The 15,422-nt window shown below is 64.0% G+C and carries 16 protein-coding genes and 1 pseudogene; 9 read left to right on the plus strand and 8 right to left on the minus strand.

Translation table 11 applies throughout. The annotated features are described in order from the left end of the window. The first annotated feature begins 40 nt into the window (after positions 1–40). Positions 41–1,699 (plus strand): NAD+ synthase, encoded by a 1,659-nt coding sequence (locus QO034_RS03640; RefSeq protein WP_284484139.1) that lies wholly within the window; start codon positions 41–43, stop codon positions 1,697–1,699. 40 nt (positions 1,700–1,739) lie between these two features. On the opposite strand, the gene QO034_RS03645 is transcribed toward QO034_RS03640, so the two are convergent. Continuing rightward, a complete protein-coding gene (locus QO034_RS03645) occupies positions 1,740–2,141 on the minus strand; it encodes a metallopeptidase family protein (protein ID WP_284484140.1) in 402 nt (133 codons plus the stop codon). A gap of 87 nt (positions 2,142–2,228) precedes the next feature. Between QO034_RS03645 and QO034_RS03650 the strand changes: the two genes are divergently transcribed. Beyond that, positions 2,229–3,557 (plus strand): NAD(P)/FAD-dependent oxidoreductase, encoded by a 1,329-nt coding sequence (locus QO034_RS03650; protein WP_284484141.1) that lies wholly within the window; start codon positions 2,229–2,231, stop codon positions 3,555–3,557. A gap of 6 nt (positions 3,558–3,563) precedes the next feature. Here the strand turns inward: QO034_RS03650 and QO034_RS03655 are convergent, their stop codons facing one another. After that, on the minus strand, positions 3,564–3,950 hold the full coding sequence (locus QO034_RS03655) for a RidA family protein (protein WP_284484142.1): 387 nt from the start codon (positions 3,948–3,950) through the stop codon (positions 3,564–3,566). A 63-nt stretch (positions 3,951–4,013) separates the two neighbouring features. Continuing rightward, the gene (locus QO034_RS03660) at positions 4,014–4,937 is read right to left on the minus strand and encodes an MBL fold metallo-hydrolase (RefSeq protein WP_284484143.1); all 924 of its coding nucleotides are present in this window, start codon (positions 4,935–4,937) and stop codon (positions 4,014–4,016) included. Between the two features lie 336 nt (positions 4,938–5,273). Here QO034_RS03660 and gltX point away from each other — a divergent pair, with 336 nt between their 5' ends. Next, positions 5,274–6,599, plus strand: a complete 1,326-nt coding sequence (gene gltX / locus QO034_RS03665) for a glutamate--tRNA ligase (RefSeq protein WP_284484144.1) — start codon at positions 5,274–5,276, stop codon at positions 6,597–6,599. 42 nt (positions 6,600–6,641) lie between these two features. Here the strand turns inward: gltX and QO034_RS03670 are convergent, their stop codons facing one another. Continuing rightward, positions 6,642–7,238, minus strand: coding sequence for a gamma-glutamylcyclotransferase family protein (locus QO034_RS03670; protein WP_284484145.1), 597 nt, complete (start codon positions 7,236–7,238; stop codon positions 6,642–6,644). Positions 7,239–7,328: 90 nt separating this feature from the next. Between QO034_RS03670 and QO034_RS03675 the strand changes: the two genes are divergently transcribed. Continuing rightward, on the plus strand, positions 7,329–7,778 hold the full coding sequence (locus QO034_RS03675; RefSeq protein ID WP_284484146.1) for an RrF2 family transcriptional regulator: 450 nt from the start codon (positions 7,329–7,331) through the stop codon (positions 7,776–7,778). Here the strand turns inward: QO034_RS03675 and QO034_RS03680 are convergent, their stop codons facing one another. Both QO034_RS03680 and QO034_RS03685 read right to left on the minus strand, forming a co-directional pair. Further along, positions 7,779–10,307 carry an ABC transporter permease gene (locus QO034_RS03680; RefSeq protein WP_284484147.1) on the minus strand — a complete coding sequence of 843 codons (2,529 nt, stop codon included), beginning with the start codon at positions 10,305–10,307 and terminating at the stop codon, positions 7,779–7,781. Then, positions 10,304–10,999: an ABC transporter ATP-binding protein gene (locus QO034_RS03685; protein ID WP_284484148.1), complete on the minus strand. Its 696-nt coding sequence runs from the start codon at positions 10,997–10,999 to the stop codon at positions 10,304–10,306. Before QO034_RS03685 ends, QO034_RS03680 begins: the two co-directional genes overlap by 4 nt. 27 nt (positions 11,000–11,026) lie before the next feature. Between QO034_RS03685 and QO034_RS03690 the strand changes: the two genes are divergently transcribed. Continuing rightward, on the plus strand, positions 11,027–11,695 hold the full coding sequence (locus QO034_RS03690) for an arylesterase (RefSeq protein WP_284484149.1): 669 nt from the start codon (positions 11,027–11,029) through the stop codon (positions 11,693–11,695). Positions 11,696–11,957: 262 nt separating this feature from the next. Here the strand turns inward: QO034_RS03690 and QO034_RS03695 are convergent, their stop codons facing one another. Together QO034_RS03695 and QO034_RS03700 are read right to left on the minus strand one after the other, a co-directional pair. After that, positions 11,958–12,512 (minus strand): L,D-transpeptidase, encoded by a 555-nt coding sequence (locus tag QO034_RS03695; protein WP_284484284.1) that lies wholly within the window; start codon positions 12,510–12,512, stop codon positions 11,958–11,960. 263 nt (positions 12,513–12,775) lie between these two features. After that, positions 12,776–12,982 carry a cold-shock protein gene (locus QO034_RS03700; protein ID WP_027263247.1) on the minus strand — a complete coding sequence of 69 codons (207 nt, stop codon included), beginning with the start codon at positions 12,980–12,982 and terminating at the stop codon, positions 12,776–12,778. Between the two features lie 266 nt (positions 12,983–13,248). On the opposite strand from QO034_RS03700, the gene trxC reads away from it, so the two are divergent. From trxC to QO034_RS23325, 4 genes and pseudogenes are all read left to right on the plus strand, one after another. Beyond that, positions 13,249–13,677, plus strand: coding sequence for a thioredoxin TrxC (gene trxC, locus QO034_RS03705; protein WP_284484150.1), 429 nt, complete (start codon positions 13,249–13,251; stop codon positions 13,675–13,677). 119 nt (positions 13,678–13,796) lie between these two features. Then, positions 13,797–13,997, plus strand: a complete 201-nt coding sequence (locus tag QO034_RS03710) for a YgaP family membrane protein (RefSeq protein WP_284484151.1) — start codon at positions 13,797–13,799, stop codon at positions 13,995–13,997. A 330-nt stretch (positions 13,998–14,327) separates the two neighbouring features. Further along, the gene (locus tag QO034_RS03715; protein WP_284484152.1) at positions 14,328–14,618 is read left to right on the plus strand and encodes a hypothetical protein; all 291 of its coding nucleotides are present in this window, start codon (positions 14,328–14,330) and stop codon (positions 14,616–14,618) included. A gap of 457 nt (positions 14,619–15,075) precedes the next feature. Next, positions 15,076–15,342 (plus strand): annotated as a pseudogene (locus tag QO034_RS23325) (hypothetical protein); the annotation flags it as partial. Between the last annotated feature and the right edge of the window lie 80 nt (positions 15,343–15,422).

A 15,422-nucleotide genomic window follows, 5' to 3' on the forward strand; every position in this document is an offset into this window, starting at 1 on the left:
CTGCTAAATGGCGTGGGACGGATAGCGGCAAGAGGGCAGGATGGCTGATCGATTTCGCGTGACACTGGCGCAGCTAAATCCGGTGGTCGGCGATCTGACCGGCAATGCGGGCCAGGCGCATGACGCCTGGAAACAGGGCCGCGCGGCCGGTGCCGACCTGGTCGCCCTGCCGGAAATGTTCATCACCGGCTACAATGCCCAGGATCTGGTGATGAAGCCGGCCTTTCATGCGGCCGCCATTCAGGAGGTGCGAGCCCTGGCCGTTGCCTGTGCCGAGGGTCCGGCGCTGGCGATCGGCGGGCCGTGGGTCGAGGGCACGGAGCTTTTCAACGCCTATTTCATCCTCAAGGGGGGACGAATCGCCAGCACGGTCACGAAGCATCATCTGCCGAATGAAACCGTGTTCGACGAGATGCGCATCTTTGACGTCGGCGCGCTGGGCGGACCCTATGCGGTTGGAAACGTCCGGATCGGCAGCCCGATCTGCGAAGATGCCTGGCACGAGGATGTGGCCGAAACGCTGGCGGAAACCGGCGCGGAGTTCCTGCTGGTGCCCAATGGATCGCCCTATTACCGCAACAAGTTCGAAACCCGCCTGAACCACATGGTCGCCCGCGTGATCGAAACGGGTTTGCCGCTGATCTACCTGAACATGGTCGGGGGGCAGGACGATCAGGTGTTCGACGGCGGCACCTTCGCGCTCAACCCCGGCGGCGAACTGGCCCTGCAGATGCCGCTGTTCGAAGAATCGGTCACGCATGTCGATCTGGAGCGCGGCGACGCGGGCTGGCGCATCGTGCCGGGGGTCGAACATGCGCATCCCGACCCCTACGAGCAGGACTACCGCGTGATGGTCATCGCCCTGCGGGACTACATGGCCAAGTCCGGATTCAAGAAGGTCCTGCTCGGCCTGTCGGGCGGCGTGGACAGTGCCATCGTCGCCGCGATCGCCGTGGACGCCCTGGGCGCTGACAACGTGCGCTGCGTGATGCTGCCGTCGGAATTCACCAGCGACGAAAGTCTTGCCGACGCCGAAGCGGTCGCCAGGGCGTTGGGATGCCGCTATGACCATGTTCCGATCAGCGAAGGGCGCGCGGCCATCACCCGGACCCTGGCGCCGTTGTTCGAGGGGCTGCAACCGGACCTGACCGAAGAGAACATCCAGTCCCGCCTGCGCGGCCTTTTGCTGATGGCGATGAGCAACAAGTTCGGGGAAATGCTGCTGACCACCGGCAACAAGTCCGAGGTCGCGGTGGGCTATGCCACCATCTACGGGGACATGGCCGGCGGCTACAATCCGATCAAGGATCTCTACAAGACCCGGGTGTTTGAAACCTGCCGCTGGCGCAACGCGCACCACCGCCCGTGGATGAAGGGCCCGGCGGGGGAAGTGATCCGCCCGAACATCATCGACAAGCCGCCGACGGCGGAACTGCGCGAGGATCAGAAGGACAGCGACAGCCTGCCGGACTACCCGGAACTGGACGCTCTGCTGCGCATTCTCGTGGACGAAGACGGATCGATCGAGGATTGCGTGGCCGCCGGGTTTGACAGGGCGACCGCGAAGAAGGTCGAGAACCTGATCTACATCAGCGAATACAAACGCTTTCAATCGGCGCCCGGCGTGCGCCTGACCAAGGGCGCTTTCTGGCTGGACCGGCGGTATCCGATCGTCAACCGCTGGCGCGATCCGGGCTGACCATGGCGCGGCCCGGTCTCGCGATGGACCGGGGCAACGATCATTCCCACCAGCGGTCGATCCGGGCGATGTCCGCGTCCGACCAGCCGAAATGATGCGCGAATTCGTGGATCGTCACATGGGCGATCAGGTCGTCCAGTTCGACGTCGCCCCGCTGCCGCCATTCGGCCAGAATGGGTTGCCGGAACAGCCAGACCATGTCCGGCCCAAGCGGCTGATCGAACACCGATTTCTCGGTGACGGGCACACCTTCGTAAAGTCCGGTGAGGTCGAGCCGGTCGGTCATGCCGAGGTCGCGCAGCATTTCCGCGTCCGGCCAGTCGGTCACGCGCAAGGCCACGTCCAGCGCGACCGCGCGGAACGCGTGCGGCAGGGTTTCGACGGTGCGGCGGGCCACCGTTTCGAAATGGTCGAGGGAAGTGTTTGTTCGGTCTGCATTCATACCCTTGGTATGCGGCACCGCAGCCTGTTCGCAAAGTGGTATTCAACAGGTCTGGACGACCGGCTCCGGGCATGTCTAGGTGACGCCATGCCCGGACCGACCGTCATTCCGTTTCACAGCGACCAGATCCTGCCCCAGCGGGTGGATGCGGTCGTCATAGGTGGCGGCATCATCGGGGTGAGCACGGCGCTTGAACTGGCGGAACGGGGGGTGTCGGTGCTGCTTTGCGAGAAGGGGCAGATCGCCGGGGAGCAGTCGAGCCGCAACTGGGGCTGGGTCCGGATATCGCGACGCGATCCGCGTGAAATTCCGCTGATGATCGAAGCCATTCGCGCCTGGGAAAAGATGGATCAGCGCACCGGCCGAAAGACCGGATACGCCAGGACCGGCATTCTGTTCACGGCCCCAACCGACAAGGTTTTCGGTCAGTTCGAACGCTGGTGCAGGCACCTCGTTCCGCATCAGATCGACTGCCGCATGGTTTCCGGTGCGGATCTCGATGCCCTCATGCCGGGCCACCGGATGAAGGTCAGGGGCGCGCTATACACGCCGCTGGACGGGCGGGCGGAACCGCAATGCGCGGGGGTCGCGATTGCCGAGGCGGCACGGGCCGCGGGTGCAACTGTCATGACCGCCTGCGCGGTGCGCAGCCTCGATGTCCAGGCCGGACGGGTCGCGGGCGTGGTGACGGAAAAGGGCCGGGTCAAATGCGATGCGGTGGTTCTGGCGGGCGGCGCCTGGTCGCGCCTGTTCGCAGGCAATGCGGGGATCGACCTGCCGCAACTCAAGGTGCTGAACACGGTGATGCGCACCACCGTGGCCGAGGGACCACAAGCGTCGGTCTGGGCGGATGGATTCGCTTTGCGCAAACGCGAGGACGGCGGCTATACCGTCGCCTCCGGCACCGAGAATACCGTCGATCTCGTGCCCGACAGTTTCCGCCTGGCGCGCCGGTTCCTGCCGGCGCTGATCGACGAGTGGAGCAGCCTGAGGTTCCGCCTTTCGGACCGCTGGAAGATCGAAGCGCAGGAGGCCCGCAGGTGGCGCCCGGATGAAATCACGCCTTTCGAGAAAACGCGCATTCTCGATCCGGCCCCGGTGCCGCGCGTTCTGAGGTCCAGTTGGGCCGCCGCACGGGCCGCGTTCCCGTTTCTTCGGGACGCGGAGATCGTCCAGGGCTGGGCCGGGCTGATCGACGTGACGCCGGACGCGGTGCCGGTGATCTCGCCGGTTCAGGACCTTCCGGGCCTGCATGTCGCCACCGGGTTCTCCGGGCATGGGTTCGGCATCGGTCCGGGGGCGGGAAAGCTGATGGCGGATCTGGTAATGGGAACCGCGCCGGTCGTCGATCCGGCCGATTTTCGCTTGTCACGGTTTTCGGATGGCAGCCGCATTGCCCCGGACAGCGGCTTCTGACGCCGGTCAGTCCGCCCGCGCGGCCTTGACGGCGATCTCGACTTTCCAGTCCGGGCTGGCCAGTCCGCAGACCAGCAGGGTCGAGCAGGCCAGGTGGCCTTCCAGCATCCGGTCGCGCACCTGCCGGAAGACCGGGACGCCGGATGCGTCGCTGACGATGGCGAGCACGTCGACGATATCCGTCTTCGACATGTCGGCGACCGCCAGGATCGCGAAGATGTTGAGCCAGGCCTGTTCGTGCTGCGCTTCGGTATTGGCGGGCAGCGTGCCGTCCACGGAGATTCCCACCTGCCCAGACACGTGCAACATGCGGGCATATGCCGGGATTTCGACGGCTTGGCTGTAGCGGGAAAAGGACGCGGGCGCGGCGCCGGTGTCAATGATGCGGGTCATGATGACGCCCCTCTTGATGTTCTGGCGTGGACGGGCCGGTCGGCGGCCCGTCCGGAAATCCCGTCACAGCAGCAATTGATAACTGTGTGGCGCGAAATGAAAACCGTCTCCGCGTGTTTCCACAAAGCCGATGCCGGGCCAGGGCATGTGGTAGCCGATCATCGGCACCTTGTCTGCGGCCAGCATGTTCAGGATGGCGCGCCGTGTCGTGGCCGCGGCTTCCTTGTCGCGGTCGAACTTGACCTCCCAATCCGGATGGGCCAGCGACCAGACATAGTGATTGGCGAAGTCGGCGCCGATCAGGAGCTGTTTGCCGCCGCTGTCCAGCATGTAGGCCATGTGTCCGGGCGTGTGGCCGAAAGCCTCCATCGAAGTGATGCCGCCGGCCACATCGGCACCTCCGTTGATCATCTCCGTCCGTTCCGCCAGCGGGCGCATCTGCGCCTCGAAGGTTTCGTTGCCGGACATGTCCCAGGAGTCGAATTCCACCGCTCCGGTGACGTAGCGGGCATTCGGATAGGTCGGCGCGCCCTCGTTCATCAGCCCGCCGATGTGATCTCCGTGCATGTGGGTGATCACCACGACGTCGATCATGTCCGGCGTATAGCCGGCGGCGGCCAGTGCGGCGGTTGTCCCGGCTGCCGACAGGCCGGTGTCAAACAGAACCAGTTCGCTGCCGGTGTTCACGACGGTCGGGGTAAAGAAGAACTGGGCCTGATCCACGGGCAGCCGCGCGGCCTCTGAAACCGCCGCGAATTCCTCGGCGGAGACGTTCATGCCGAAGATGGTTTGCGGGTCGGGAACGGCGCGGCTTCCGGCGAGAATGGTCGTGACTTCGAAATCGCCCAGCTTGATCCGGTTGTAGGGCGCATGTCCTGCCCCCATCATCGGGGCCGCGGCCTTCGCCCAGGTGGCCGCAGCCAGTGGCAGCGCCGCGGCGCCTGCGAGCGCCGCGCGCCGCGTGAGCCTTGTGCTCGTGAGAGACATTCTGAATCCTCCTGTTCCTGTCTTTTCATGTCTTGTGCTTGGCAAGCTAGGTCGGGGTCGGCTGAAAGCGACTGCGAAATGCAAATTGACGGCCTGCCTGCCCAGATCAGCATGCCCAAGTGAGACGGCTGCCGCAACGGGCGTGAAGGGGGCAAGCGAAAGCATGGCCTGCGTGCGGGCGCTGTTTGACCGACCTGTGATCCGGTGGGAGATATGGGGACCGTAACTGCCGGGCCGGACGGAAGGTTTCCCACCGGCCCGGAGGCGCCTTCCGAAACCCGCGCCGCTGGACAAATCCGCATCCCTGTGACAACAGACCGCCAACAGGAGACGCCCATGACAACGACCCGTTTCGCCCCTTCGCCCACTGGCTACATTCACGTCGGAAACCTGCGCACCGCCCTCATGAACTACATGATCGCGCGCAAGTCGGGCGGAACCTTCATCCTGCGGATCGACGACACGGACCCGGAACGGTCGAAAGAGGAATATGTCGATGCGATCAAGGAGGACCTCACCTGGCTCGGGCTGCACTGGGACCGGGTCGAACGGCAATCCGAACGTCTGGATCGTTATGCCGCCGCCGCCGACCGGCTGCGCGAGATGGGGCGGTTCTACGAAGCCTTCGAAACGCCGACCGAACTGGACCTGAAGCGCAAGAAGCAGCTGAACATGGGCAAGCCTCCGGTCTATGACCGCGCGGCCCTTGCCCTTGGCGGCGCCGAAAAGGACGCGCTGCGGGCGGAACGCGGGCAAGGGGTCTGGCGCTTCAAGCTCGACCATGAACGGATCGAGTGGAACGACGGCATCCTGGGCGATATCTCCATCGACGCGGCAAGCATCAGCGATCCGGTTCTGATCCGGGGCGATGGTCAGGTTCTCTATACCCTGGCGTCGGTCGTGGACGACACCGAAATGGGCGTTACCCACGTCGTGCGCGGTTCGGACCACGTGACCAACACGGCGACGCAGATCCAGATCATCCGCGCCCTTGGCGGGACGGAACCTCAGTTTGCGCATCATTCGCTGCTGACGGGCCCGCAGGGCGAGGCGCTGAGCAAGCGGCTCGGCACTCTGGCTTTGCGCGACCTGCGCGCGCGGGGGGTTCAGCCGATGGCGTTGCTGAGCCTGATGGCGCGGCTTGGGTCGAGCGATCCGGTCGAACTGCGAACCGACATGGCCGAGTTGATAGACGGTTTCGACATCGGCCGTTTCGGCAGCGCGCCGACCAAGTTCGACGATCAGGACCTTTATCCCTTGACGGCGCATTACTTGCAGGGCCTTCCCCTTGACGCTGTCCGGGACCATGTTCGCGGACTGGGCGTGCCGGAACACCTGGCCGATGCGTTCTGGACGATGGCGCGCGACAACATCACGACCCTGGCGGATCTGGAAGGCTGGTGGCATCTGTGCCGCGACGGCGCAGAGCCGATGATTGCGCCGGAAGACGGGGAATTCGTGGCGCAGGCAATGGCGCTTTTGCCCGATGCGCCGTTTGACGCCGACACCTGGGGCCAGTGGACCGCGGCGGTGAAGGATGCGACCGGGCGCAAGGGAAAGGGGTTGTTCATGCCCTTGCGCAAGGCCGTGACCGGGTTGGAACGCGGTCCGGAAATGGCGATCCTCATGCCGTTGTTGCAGGTGGTGCGCGCGCGCCGCTGACTGCCGATCCGCTGCGTGGGACGCGGGTTTTGACCGATCCGGTCACACCGGATTGAAGCGCGAACTATCGATCTGATCGATGATCCGGACGCCGAGCTGGCTCAGGCGCGTATCGACGCAGGCGGTTTCCGTGGCGCTCAATTGCTGGTGGCGCGGGTATTTCGGGGCCGCGCGATCGTCCAGGACCGGGGAGTCCCAACCCAGCGTCGTTTCGAAGAACCGGTTCACGCCCTCTTCCCCGTAGTGCCGCAGGAATCCCTGCACGACCACGTCGAGATAGCTGAGCAGGATCGGGTAGAGGTCGGAAGGAACGGTGTGGCGCCGTTCGGCCACCGCATAGACCGCCACTTCGGGATTGTCCGGCAGCATGTGAGTGACTGCGGCGGTCGCGGGCACCCTGTCATAGGCCCATTCGCGTTGATCGAGCGCCTTCCAGTCCCCCTTTGGAACCCGCGCGATCATGCCGTCGATCCGGGTACCCGGCGATGGCACCGCGGTCAGAAAGGCGACCGGGCGAAGATCCGTGTGCCGCCAGGCCCGCGCCCATCCGCTCAGAACGGCTGGATGCGGGTCGGCGAAATCATGGGTGGCGCTGTTCACCAGGCTGCCATAGCCGAAGAAATAGGGGTCTGCCGTCATGGGGCGTGGCAATCCGATTGATGTATGTCAAACCGCTTTTTCCCGCAATGTGCAACAAAAGGCAATCGGGACGAGACGAGGAGTGTTCCTGTGCGAATCACCAAACGAACCAATATCGCGGTGCGCCTGCTGATGTATTGCGAGGCGAACAAGGACCGTCTGGTGACCAAATCGGAAATCGCGGAGTGTTGCAACATCTCGGAAAACCATCTGGCCCAGGTGATCAACCAGTTGAGCCAGCTGGACTATCTGCACACGCAACGGGGCCGCAACGGCGGCATGAGCCTTGCCCGCGACGCCAACGAGATCCGGATCGGCGATGTCTTCCGCGATATCGAGGGGCAGTTGCCGATCGTGGAATGTTTCGCGGATTCCGACAACACCTGTCCGCTGGTCAGCGCCTGCCGCCTGCGGGTGGCCTTGTCGGATGCGGCGCAGGCATTTTACGCGTCGCTCGACGATATTTCTTTGGGGGCGCTGGTTTGCGACAACAGCGCCCTGATCAACATTCTTCAGCCTGCGCGCTGCGGCGTCCACTGATCATTCCCGGTCGCGCAGCACGCGCGCCGGAGGTGTCGCCAGGGGCCGCCAGGCAAAGGCGAGTCCGGCCAGCAAGGTGGCCAGCACGCCGCCAAACACGATGCCGAGAGCGGATGGCCAGATGATCGAGAACCTCGTGTCGAGCACGAAATGGCTGACCGCCCAGCCTCCGGCGATGCCCGCTGCCAGCGCCACCGCACCCGCCGCGGCGCCAAGGATCGCAGCCCGCAAGGCAAAGCTCGACAGGATGCGTCCGCGGGCGGCCCCCAGTGTCTTGAGCAGCGCCGCTTCGTAGGTTCGGCTCTGTTCGCCGGCCGCGGCGGCGCCGATCAGCACGAGGAAACCGGTCAGCAGCGTCGCCGCGGCGCCGTAGGAGGTGGCGGCAGCCAGCCCGGCCAGAACCTCGGAAACCCGGTCGATCGCGTCGCGCACCCGGATGGCGGTGATGTTCGGATAGGTATTCGCCAGGTCGCGCAGGACCCGCGCTTCGGCCGCATCTTCGGCATAGACCGTGGAAATGAAACTGTGCGGCGCTCCGGCCAGGGCCGCCGGATTCATCGTCAGAACGAAACCCAGCCCGGCGGTGGAAAAATCGACCTCGCGGAAGCTGGTGATGGTTGCCTGAATATCCCGGCCAAGGATGTTGACCGTCAGCGTGTCGCCCAGCGAGAGGCCCATCTCGTCGGCCTCTTCCTGGGCAAAACTGATCTGCGGCGGACCGTCATAGTCGGCGGGCCACCAGGTTCCGGCCGTGAGGCGCGTGTTCTCGGGCAGATCTCGGGCGTAAGTCAGGCCGCGGTCGCCCTGCACGACCCAGTGATCGCCCGCCACGTCGCGGGCGGGCTTGCCGTTGATCCGCGTAACCACGCCCCGCAACATCGGTGCGGTTTCCACCCGGCTGACGGCAGGGTCTTCCGCCAGGCGGCCGGTGAACCCGTCGATCTGATCCTGCTGGATGTCGACAAAGAAATAGGACGGGGCAATCTCCGGCAGGTTGCCCGAAATGGCGGTGCGCAGATTGCCGTCGATCTGCCCGACCGCGGCCAGCACCGAGAGTCCCAGACCGAGCGACAGCACCACGGACGCCGCCCCCTCGCGCGGCCCGGAAATCGCCGAAAGCGCCCAGCGAAGCGCCGGGCGGCCACGCGCCGTCTGGCTAAAGCGCCGGGACAGGGCGCGTATCCCGAAGGCGGAGATCGCAAGCAGAACCAGCGAAAAGGCGAGTCCCCCGGTGGTCCAGAGGGTCAGCCGCGCGGTGCCGCTGAACAGGATCGCCACCCCGACCAGAAGGGCCAGACCCAGGCCGATCGCCAGCAGGTAGCGCAAGGGCGGCAACATGCGGGTTCCGGACAGCGCATCGCGGAAGAGGGTCGCGGCGCGGACCTCTTCGGTGCGCGCCAGCGGCCAGAGGGTAAATATGAATGCCGTCAACAGGCCGTAGATCGCGGCTTCGGCAAGGGGGGCGGGATAGACGGAGAAGGCCGCCGGGATCGGCAGGCGCGCCTCGATCAGAGGCGCCAGCAACACCGGCGCCAGACCGCCGAGCGCGACTCCCATCAGTATGCCGAGAACCGACAGCACACCGATCTGGATGAAATAGGTCTGAAATATTGTCGATCTGTCCGCGCCCAGTGTGCGCAGAGTCGCGATCACGCCGGTCTTTCCCGCCAGGTAGCTGCGGACCGCCGCGGCAACGCCGACGCCGCCGACGGCCAGTCCCGACAGGCCGACAAGGACCAGGAACGATCCCAATCTTTCCACGAATTCGGACAGGCCGGGCGCCCCGTTCCGTGCATCCGTCCAGCGCAGGCCGGACCCTTCGAAACGGGCGCGGGCCTCGGCCGACAGGGAGTCAAGATCGCTGCCGGAGGGCAGCAGCAGGCGGTATTTCGTGTCAAAGAGCGTGCCGGGGGCAAGCAACCCCGAGTTGCGCAGCCCCGCGGTCGCGACGAGGGTGCGCGGTCCGAGGCCGAATCCCTCCGCCGCGCCGTCCGGTTCGTGAACGAGCGTCGCCATCAGGATGAATTCCTGGGTGCCAAGCCGGAACCCGTCGCCGATGTTCAGCCCGAGCCTGTCGATCAGGATGCGGTCCATCACCCCGCCGGGACGTCCGTCGCGGCCCGCGAAAGCCTCCGCCAGCGGCATGGCCGGTTCCAGCCTCGGGGTTCCAACCAGCGGATAGGCGGCATCGACAGCCTTGACCTGGGTCAGCCCGCGTTCGGTTTCGCCATTCCGGTCCACGACGGCCATCGATCTGAAATCGACGGTTTCCGAGATCGCGGTCGCCACGTCTTTCATCCAGGTGCGTTCGGCGTCATTGGCGAACCGGTAGGTGAAACGCATTTCCGCGTCGCCGCCCAGCAATGCCGCGCCTTCGCGTTCTAGCCCGGCTTCGATTCCCGACCTGACAGAGCCAACAGCGGCAATGGCCGCGACTCCGAGCGTGAGACAGGCGAGAAAAATGCGGAATCCGTGCAATCCGCCGCGCAATTCCCGACGCGCGAAGCGGGCCGCGAGCCGCAGGCTCATTCGGCGGCTTTCCGGGCGGCTTCGGGGGCGATATGGCCGTCCCTCAGACGAATCACGCGATCGCAGCGACCGGCAAGTTCGTTCGAATGCGTGACCAGAACCAGCGTCGCCCCATGCGCGTCGCGCAATCCGAACAGAAGGTCCATGATCGCCGATCCGTTGGCTTCATCCAGATTTCCGGTCGGTTCATCCGCCAGCAGAATATGCGGGCGCGGCGCCGAGGCCCGCGCCAGCGCCACGCGTTGCTGTTCGCCGCCCGACATCTGCGCCGGGTAGTGATTGGCGCGGCTGGCCAGTCCGACAGTCTCGAGTTCGGCGGCGGCCCGGTCGAAAGCATCCCTTGCTCCGGCCAGTTCCAGCGGCGTCGCCACGTTCTCGATCGCGGTCATCGTGGGGATCAGGTGAAAGGACTGAAACACCACCCCCATGTGATCGCGCCTGAACCGTGCCAAAGCGTCCTCGTCCATCTTGGTCAGGTCCTGCCCAAGCGCCATAATCGTTCCGCCTGTCGCCCGTTCCAATCCGCCCATCAGCATGAGAAGAGAGGATTTTCCCGATCCCGACGGGCCGATGAGCCCAAGGGTCTCGCCCTTTTCGATGTCCAGCGTGACGGAATGAAGGATATCGACGCGCCCGGCATTGCCATTCAGCGACAAAGAGGCATCTTTGAGGGATAGGATCGGATCGGTCATGGGTCCTGCGACTGGTGAGTGTATCTGATGGCATATGGAGTGGTCGGCGCGATGCACAAGGTCGTTTCGGGAATTGTTCTTTCCTTATTTGGTTTTGCCGCCAGTGCGGAACAGGTGACGATTGCGGCGCTTGGCGACAGTCTGACCCAGGGATACGGGCTTTACCAGCAGGAGGGGTTCGTTCCGCAGCTTGAATCCTGGTTGAAGGCGCGCGGCGCGGATGTCATCATTATCAATGCCGGCGTGTCTGGCGACACGACAGCAGGTGGCGCGGCGCGGGTGGCGTGGACGCTGACGCCAGAGGTCGACGCCATGATCGTGGCCCTGGGCGGCAACGACGTTCTGCGTGGTGTCGATCCGGCGGTCAGTCGCGGCAATATCGAAACCATCCTCCAGGCGGCGAAGGCGGCCGGCGTGGAGGTATTGCTGATCGGTCTGAAGGTCAGCGGCAATTACGGGCCGGACTACAAGGCGGAATTCGACGCGATCTACCCGGAACTGGCCGCGGCCCATGGAACGCTCTATGCCGAGAGCTTTTTCGCCGGGATAGAAGGCGAAACAGGCGATCCCGCGGAAATGCGCGCCTTTCTTCAGGATGACGGGCTGCACCCCAACCCGGAAGGTGTGAAGCGGATCGTGGAGAACCTGGGGCCTTCGGTCCTCGACCTGATCGAACGGGCCGGCGGATCCCAGTGAACGGGCGGGCTGCGTCGCCAAAGGCCGGCACGTTCAATGCGGTTGTCACGCGCGCTGAAGTTCCGTGCGGTTCGCGTCCGGACGGATCCGCGCGGTGATCGCGGGATATGCACGGGACAGCCGCGGTCCGACCCTATCGGAAAAAGTGCAGCGCATTCCGCCTGAGGTCGAGTTCTGACCGTTCCGGGCTGATCGAACCTGCGCCTGTCAGGTTGTCAGAAACCGGTCAGAGACAACGCCGGCGCGCGTTTCGTCCCTGGCATCAAAGCACGGTCACGACCGTGCCGACCGGAACCCTGTCATAAAGATCGGTCACATGCTCGTTGAGCATTCGGATGCAGCCGTTGGACGCGGATTGGCCGATAGTTGACGGTTGTGTCGTTCCGTGAATCCGGAAATAGGTGTCGACTCCATTCTGGAACAGATAGAGCGCGCGCGCGCCAAGCGGATTGTCCGGTCCGCCGGGCTGAATGTAGTCGTTGTCCACGAACTTTGCATAGGTCCGGGGGTCGCGTTCTATCATTTCCTGAGTCGGCCGCCACGTGGGCCATTCCTTCTTGACGTCGATGGTCGCGGTGCCGGTGAATTCGAGACCTGCCTTGCCCACGCCGACCCCGTAGCGGATCGCCTTGCGCGGTTCGGTCACGAAATAGAGATAGTAGGACCGGGGCAGGATCAGGATCTGCCCCGGCAGAAAGTCCTTCTTGATCCGGACGTATTGCGGCTGCGGGTCGAATTCGGGCGTTTGCCCGAATCCCATGCCGGGCAGGGCAGCGGCGGCGGAAGCTGTTACGAAAAATGTGCGGCGTGAAATCATGACCATTCTCAACTGGTTGGTTCCGGTGACGCCCTGCATAATCGGCTTCCGTGAACTTTCGGTCAATGGTCTTGGGGCAATACACGTTCCGGGTGTGGCTTGTCGGGCGACAGCCCCCGGTTTGTCCTCGGGCATGCAAAGGGCGGATTCGCGGAATTTGCCAGATGTTCGGCGCATCCGGATCAGCAAATGACATATCCCGTCAATCGAAAAAGGCGGGCGAATCGCCCGCCTTCACAATCGCGTCAGGCCGAAGCCCGATCTCAGGCCAGAGCCAGGTTTGTCGCGCTCTCGCGGCCGTCGCGGCCTGCTTCGATGTCGAACGTGACTTTCTGGTTGTCTGCCAGGCCGGTCAGGCCTGCGCGCTCAACTGCGGAGATGTGGACGAAAACGTCCTTGCTGCCGCCGTCGGGCGCGATGAAGCCGAAGCCTTTGGTAGAGTTGAACCATTTCACGGTGCCAGTGGCCATGTCCGTGGTCTCCTTTTGAGGTCGCTGCCCGCGGAAGTGCGGCAGCCCGGCGTGGTTGGTCTGGATCGAAGACTGACCGCCGTGTGAGGGAGGAGACAGTGGGTCGAAAAAGATAACGTTAGCGGTGCCGCGTATGGCAGGTTGTCGGGCGTCTGGCAAGAAAAATCACATGTGCCGAGCGGTGTGGCGAAGCGACAAGCCTTGTGGCGCAGGGTTCGGGTTCTATATCGAATCCCGAATATGAACGGCCGGATAGGAGACCTGACATGGCTGGAAAGAAACTGACCTGTCTGACCTGCGGACAGGTCAATCGCGTTCCCGAGGATCGGCTTGGGGCAGGAGCGAAATGTGGCACCTGCGGGGAACCGCTGGTCACGGGAAAGGCTGTCGAGGTCGATCCGGCCATTCTCGCCAAGGCGGCCCGGAACGACGATCTGCCGTTGGTCGCTGATTTCTGGGCACCGTGGTGCGGGCCTTGCAAGATGATGGCGCCTGAGTTTTCCAAGGCAGCGCAGGCACTTGCGGGCCAGGTCCGGCTGGTGAAGCTGAACACGGAAAATCATCCGGAGGCCGGATCGAAATACAATATCCGCGGCATTCCGACGATGATCGCCTTTTCGGGCGGCCGGGAATCGAGGCGGCAATCCGGCGCGATGCGCGAACCGCAGATCGTCGGATGGGTCAGGGCCGGGTGACGGGCGCAGGGTGAAAGTGTCGCGCCTGCACAAATATTCCAATACTTGAATATTTTTGGTGAACACCTATACTCGAATCAACGCGGAGAGTTCCGCGGGATCAGAAGAGGATAATCGACATGACCCTTGATCGCACCGTGATGATGTTCGCCGGTTTCATGATACTGCTCAGCGTGGTCCTGACCACCTTCGTTTCGCCCCTCTGGATGTGGTTCACCGTGTTCATCGCGGTCAACCTGATCCAGTCCTCGATCACCGGCTTTTGCCCGGCGGCGAAGATTTTCCGCAAGCTGGGCGTGAAGGACGGCAAGGCGTTCTGAGGCTGTTTCTCGGGTGGAACGGTCGTCCGGTCGCATGTGGAGATGGTCCCTGGCGCGGTTTGTCACCGAGCGGCGCGGGGGCCATACGGGCCGGGAAACCGCCGCACAAGGTGCGGGTGTGGGGGCGATCTCGGTTCTCGAACGATGGTGATGCCGCACCCCACCGGTACTGGTCGGCACACCTGCCGGGACAGGGTGCCCCCGACCGTTCCAAGACGTTTCCCGGAGCGCGTGAAACGGGCGGATCCCGGATTTCCGCATGCGTTGTCCGCTGTCATTTTGCGTTGAAATTGTGTAGACTTACACCCAATGCATGAAGAGGAGGGGACGATGTCTTATGTGACAATTACCACTTGGGAGATCGCCGACGGAACCGACTACGATGTGGTCCTCCGGGGCATCCGCGAAAAGCGATTGCCGGCGCTGAAAGAACTGGGCGCGACCCGCGTCACGGTGGTGCGCACCAGCGAACGCACGAGTGCCGCGATTTCGGAATGGCCCGACCTGGCCACGCGCGACGCCGCGGAGAGCGCCATCGAGGCAGTGCGCCGGAAACTCCACAGCGAAGATTTTTCGCGGATGACCGGGGAGATGAAAGGCCTGGTCGTCGCGGCGGTCTGAGCCGGAGTCCACAGCCTGACAGAGCGATGCGCGAGATGCCGACCCCAAATTGATCGCGGGCATGGCTCAGTTCGAATCGGATGACACTCGCGATTGCCTCGCCTCGGGGTCTCTTGGCTCAAGCCCCATGTATCTTGGCCTGTGGCCGTAATTCGGCGTTCGGAAAGCCAGTGGTGATATGGTTGGTCTCTTCTGGCCGCCCGACGTGCAGGTGGCGCGCCCTGAACCCTGTTCTGGATGTCCCGCGGATTGCCCCATCACGCCATGAAGGCTCTGCCGAGCCGCGCGGCAGCCCTTGGCCCGTCGATGACATTCAGGAAAAGTTTGCGTCGCATGCCTGCGATCAGACAAATTTCGAGCGGCTTGCTGTATGCAAAATCCATTCTGGAAAGCATTCGATACCTCCTGTTCTTGTGGCGGAGTCGTTCTGATCGCATCTTTGGGGCAGGAGCAACCGATGAAACGCCCCGCCGAAACGCGTGACTTCATCCAGCCTGCCTTGTCCGGGCTCACCGCCGGTTTTGTGGCGTCGCTGAGCGACGCGATGCAGGAACACCGCCTGTCGCCGGGAACCAAGCTCGGTGAAGACGAGTTGAGCGAAATCTACAGCGTGTCGCGCACCGTCGTGCAACCCACGATCCGGGAAGCCCGCGAAGTCTTTGAAGCCCGCGCCTTGCTTGAACCACGCACGGCTTGTTCGGCGCCGCGGCGGAGACGACGCCGAAGCGCTGATGAAAACCCACCTGCTGGATATGCTCACGGCACTGGACCTTCGGGAGGTCTCGCAAAACGACACCAGCCTGA

The sequence above is a fragment of the Sedimentitalea xiamensis genome (assembly GCF_030164465.1).
In the GTDB taxonomy this organism is placed as follows: Bacteria; Pseudomonadota; Alphaproteobacteria; order Rhodobacterales; family Rhodobacteraceae; genus Sedimentitalea; species Sedimentitalea xiamensis.

Coding starts and splice junctions, on each gene's coding strand:
- QO034_RS03690 (WP_284484149.1), top strand. CDS start 11,027: ATGGCATATGGAGTGGTCGGCGCGATGCACAAGGTCGTTTCGGGAATT.
- QO034_RS03670 (WP_284484145.1), bottom strand. CDS start 7,238: ATGACGGCAGACCCCTATTTCTTCGGCTATGGCAGCCTGGTGAACAGC.
- QO034_RS03645 (WP_284484140.1), bottom strand. CDS start 2,141: ATGAATGCAGACCGAACAAACACTTCCCTCGACCATTTCGAAACGGTG.
- QO034_RS03695 (WP_284484284.1), bottom strand. CDS start 12,512: ATGATTTCACGCCGCACATTTTTCGTAACAGCTTCCGCCGCCGCTGCC.
- trxC (WP_284484150.1), top strand. CDS start 13,249: ATGGCTGGAAAGAAACTGACCTGTCTGACCTGCGGACAGGTCAATCGC.
- QO034_RS03680 (WP_284484147.1), bottom strand. CDS start 10,307: ATGAGCCTGCGGCTCGCGGCCCGCTTCGCGCGTCGGGAATTGCGCGGC.
- QO034_RS03650 (WP_284484141.1), top strand. CDS start 2,229: ATGCCCGGACCGACCGTCATTCCGTTTCACAGCGACCAGATCCTGCCC.
- QO034_RS03660 (WP_284484143.1), bottom strand. CDS start 4,937: ATGTCTCTCACGAGCACAAGGCTCACGCGGCGCGCGGCGCTCGCAGGC.
- QO034_RS03715 (WP_284484152.1), top strand. CDS start 14,328: ATGTCTTATGTGACAATTACCACTTGGGAGATCGCCGACGGAACCGAC.
- gltX (WP_284484144.1), top strand. CDS start 5,274: ATGACAACGACCCGTTTCGCCCCTTCGCCCACTGGCTACATTCACGTC.
- QO034_RS03640 (WP_284484139.1), top strand. CDS start 41: ATGGCTGATCGATTTCGCGTGACACTGGCGCAGCTAAATCCGGTGGTC.
- QO034_RS03685 (WP_284484148.1), bottom strand. CDS start 10,999: ATGACCGATCCGATCCTATCCCTCAAAGATGCCTCTTTGTCGCTGAAT.
- QO034_RS03655 (WP_284484142.1), bottom strand. CDS start 3,950: ATGACCCGCATCATTGACACCGGCGCCGCGCCCGCGTCCTTTTCCCGC.
- QO034_RS03710 (WP_284484151.1), top strand. CDS start 13,797: ATGACCCTTGATCGCACCGTGATGATGTTCGCCGGTTTCATGATACTG.
- QO034_RS03700 (WP_027263247.1), bottom strand. CDS start 12,982: ATGGCCACTGGCACCGTGAAATGGTTCAACTCTACCAAAGGCTTCGGC.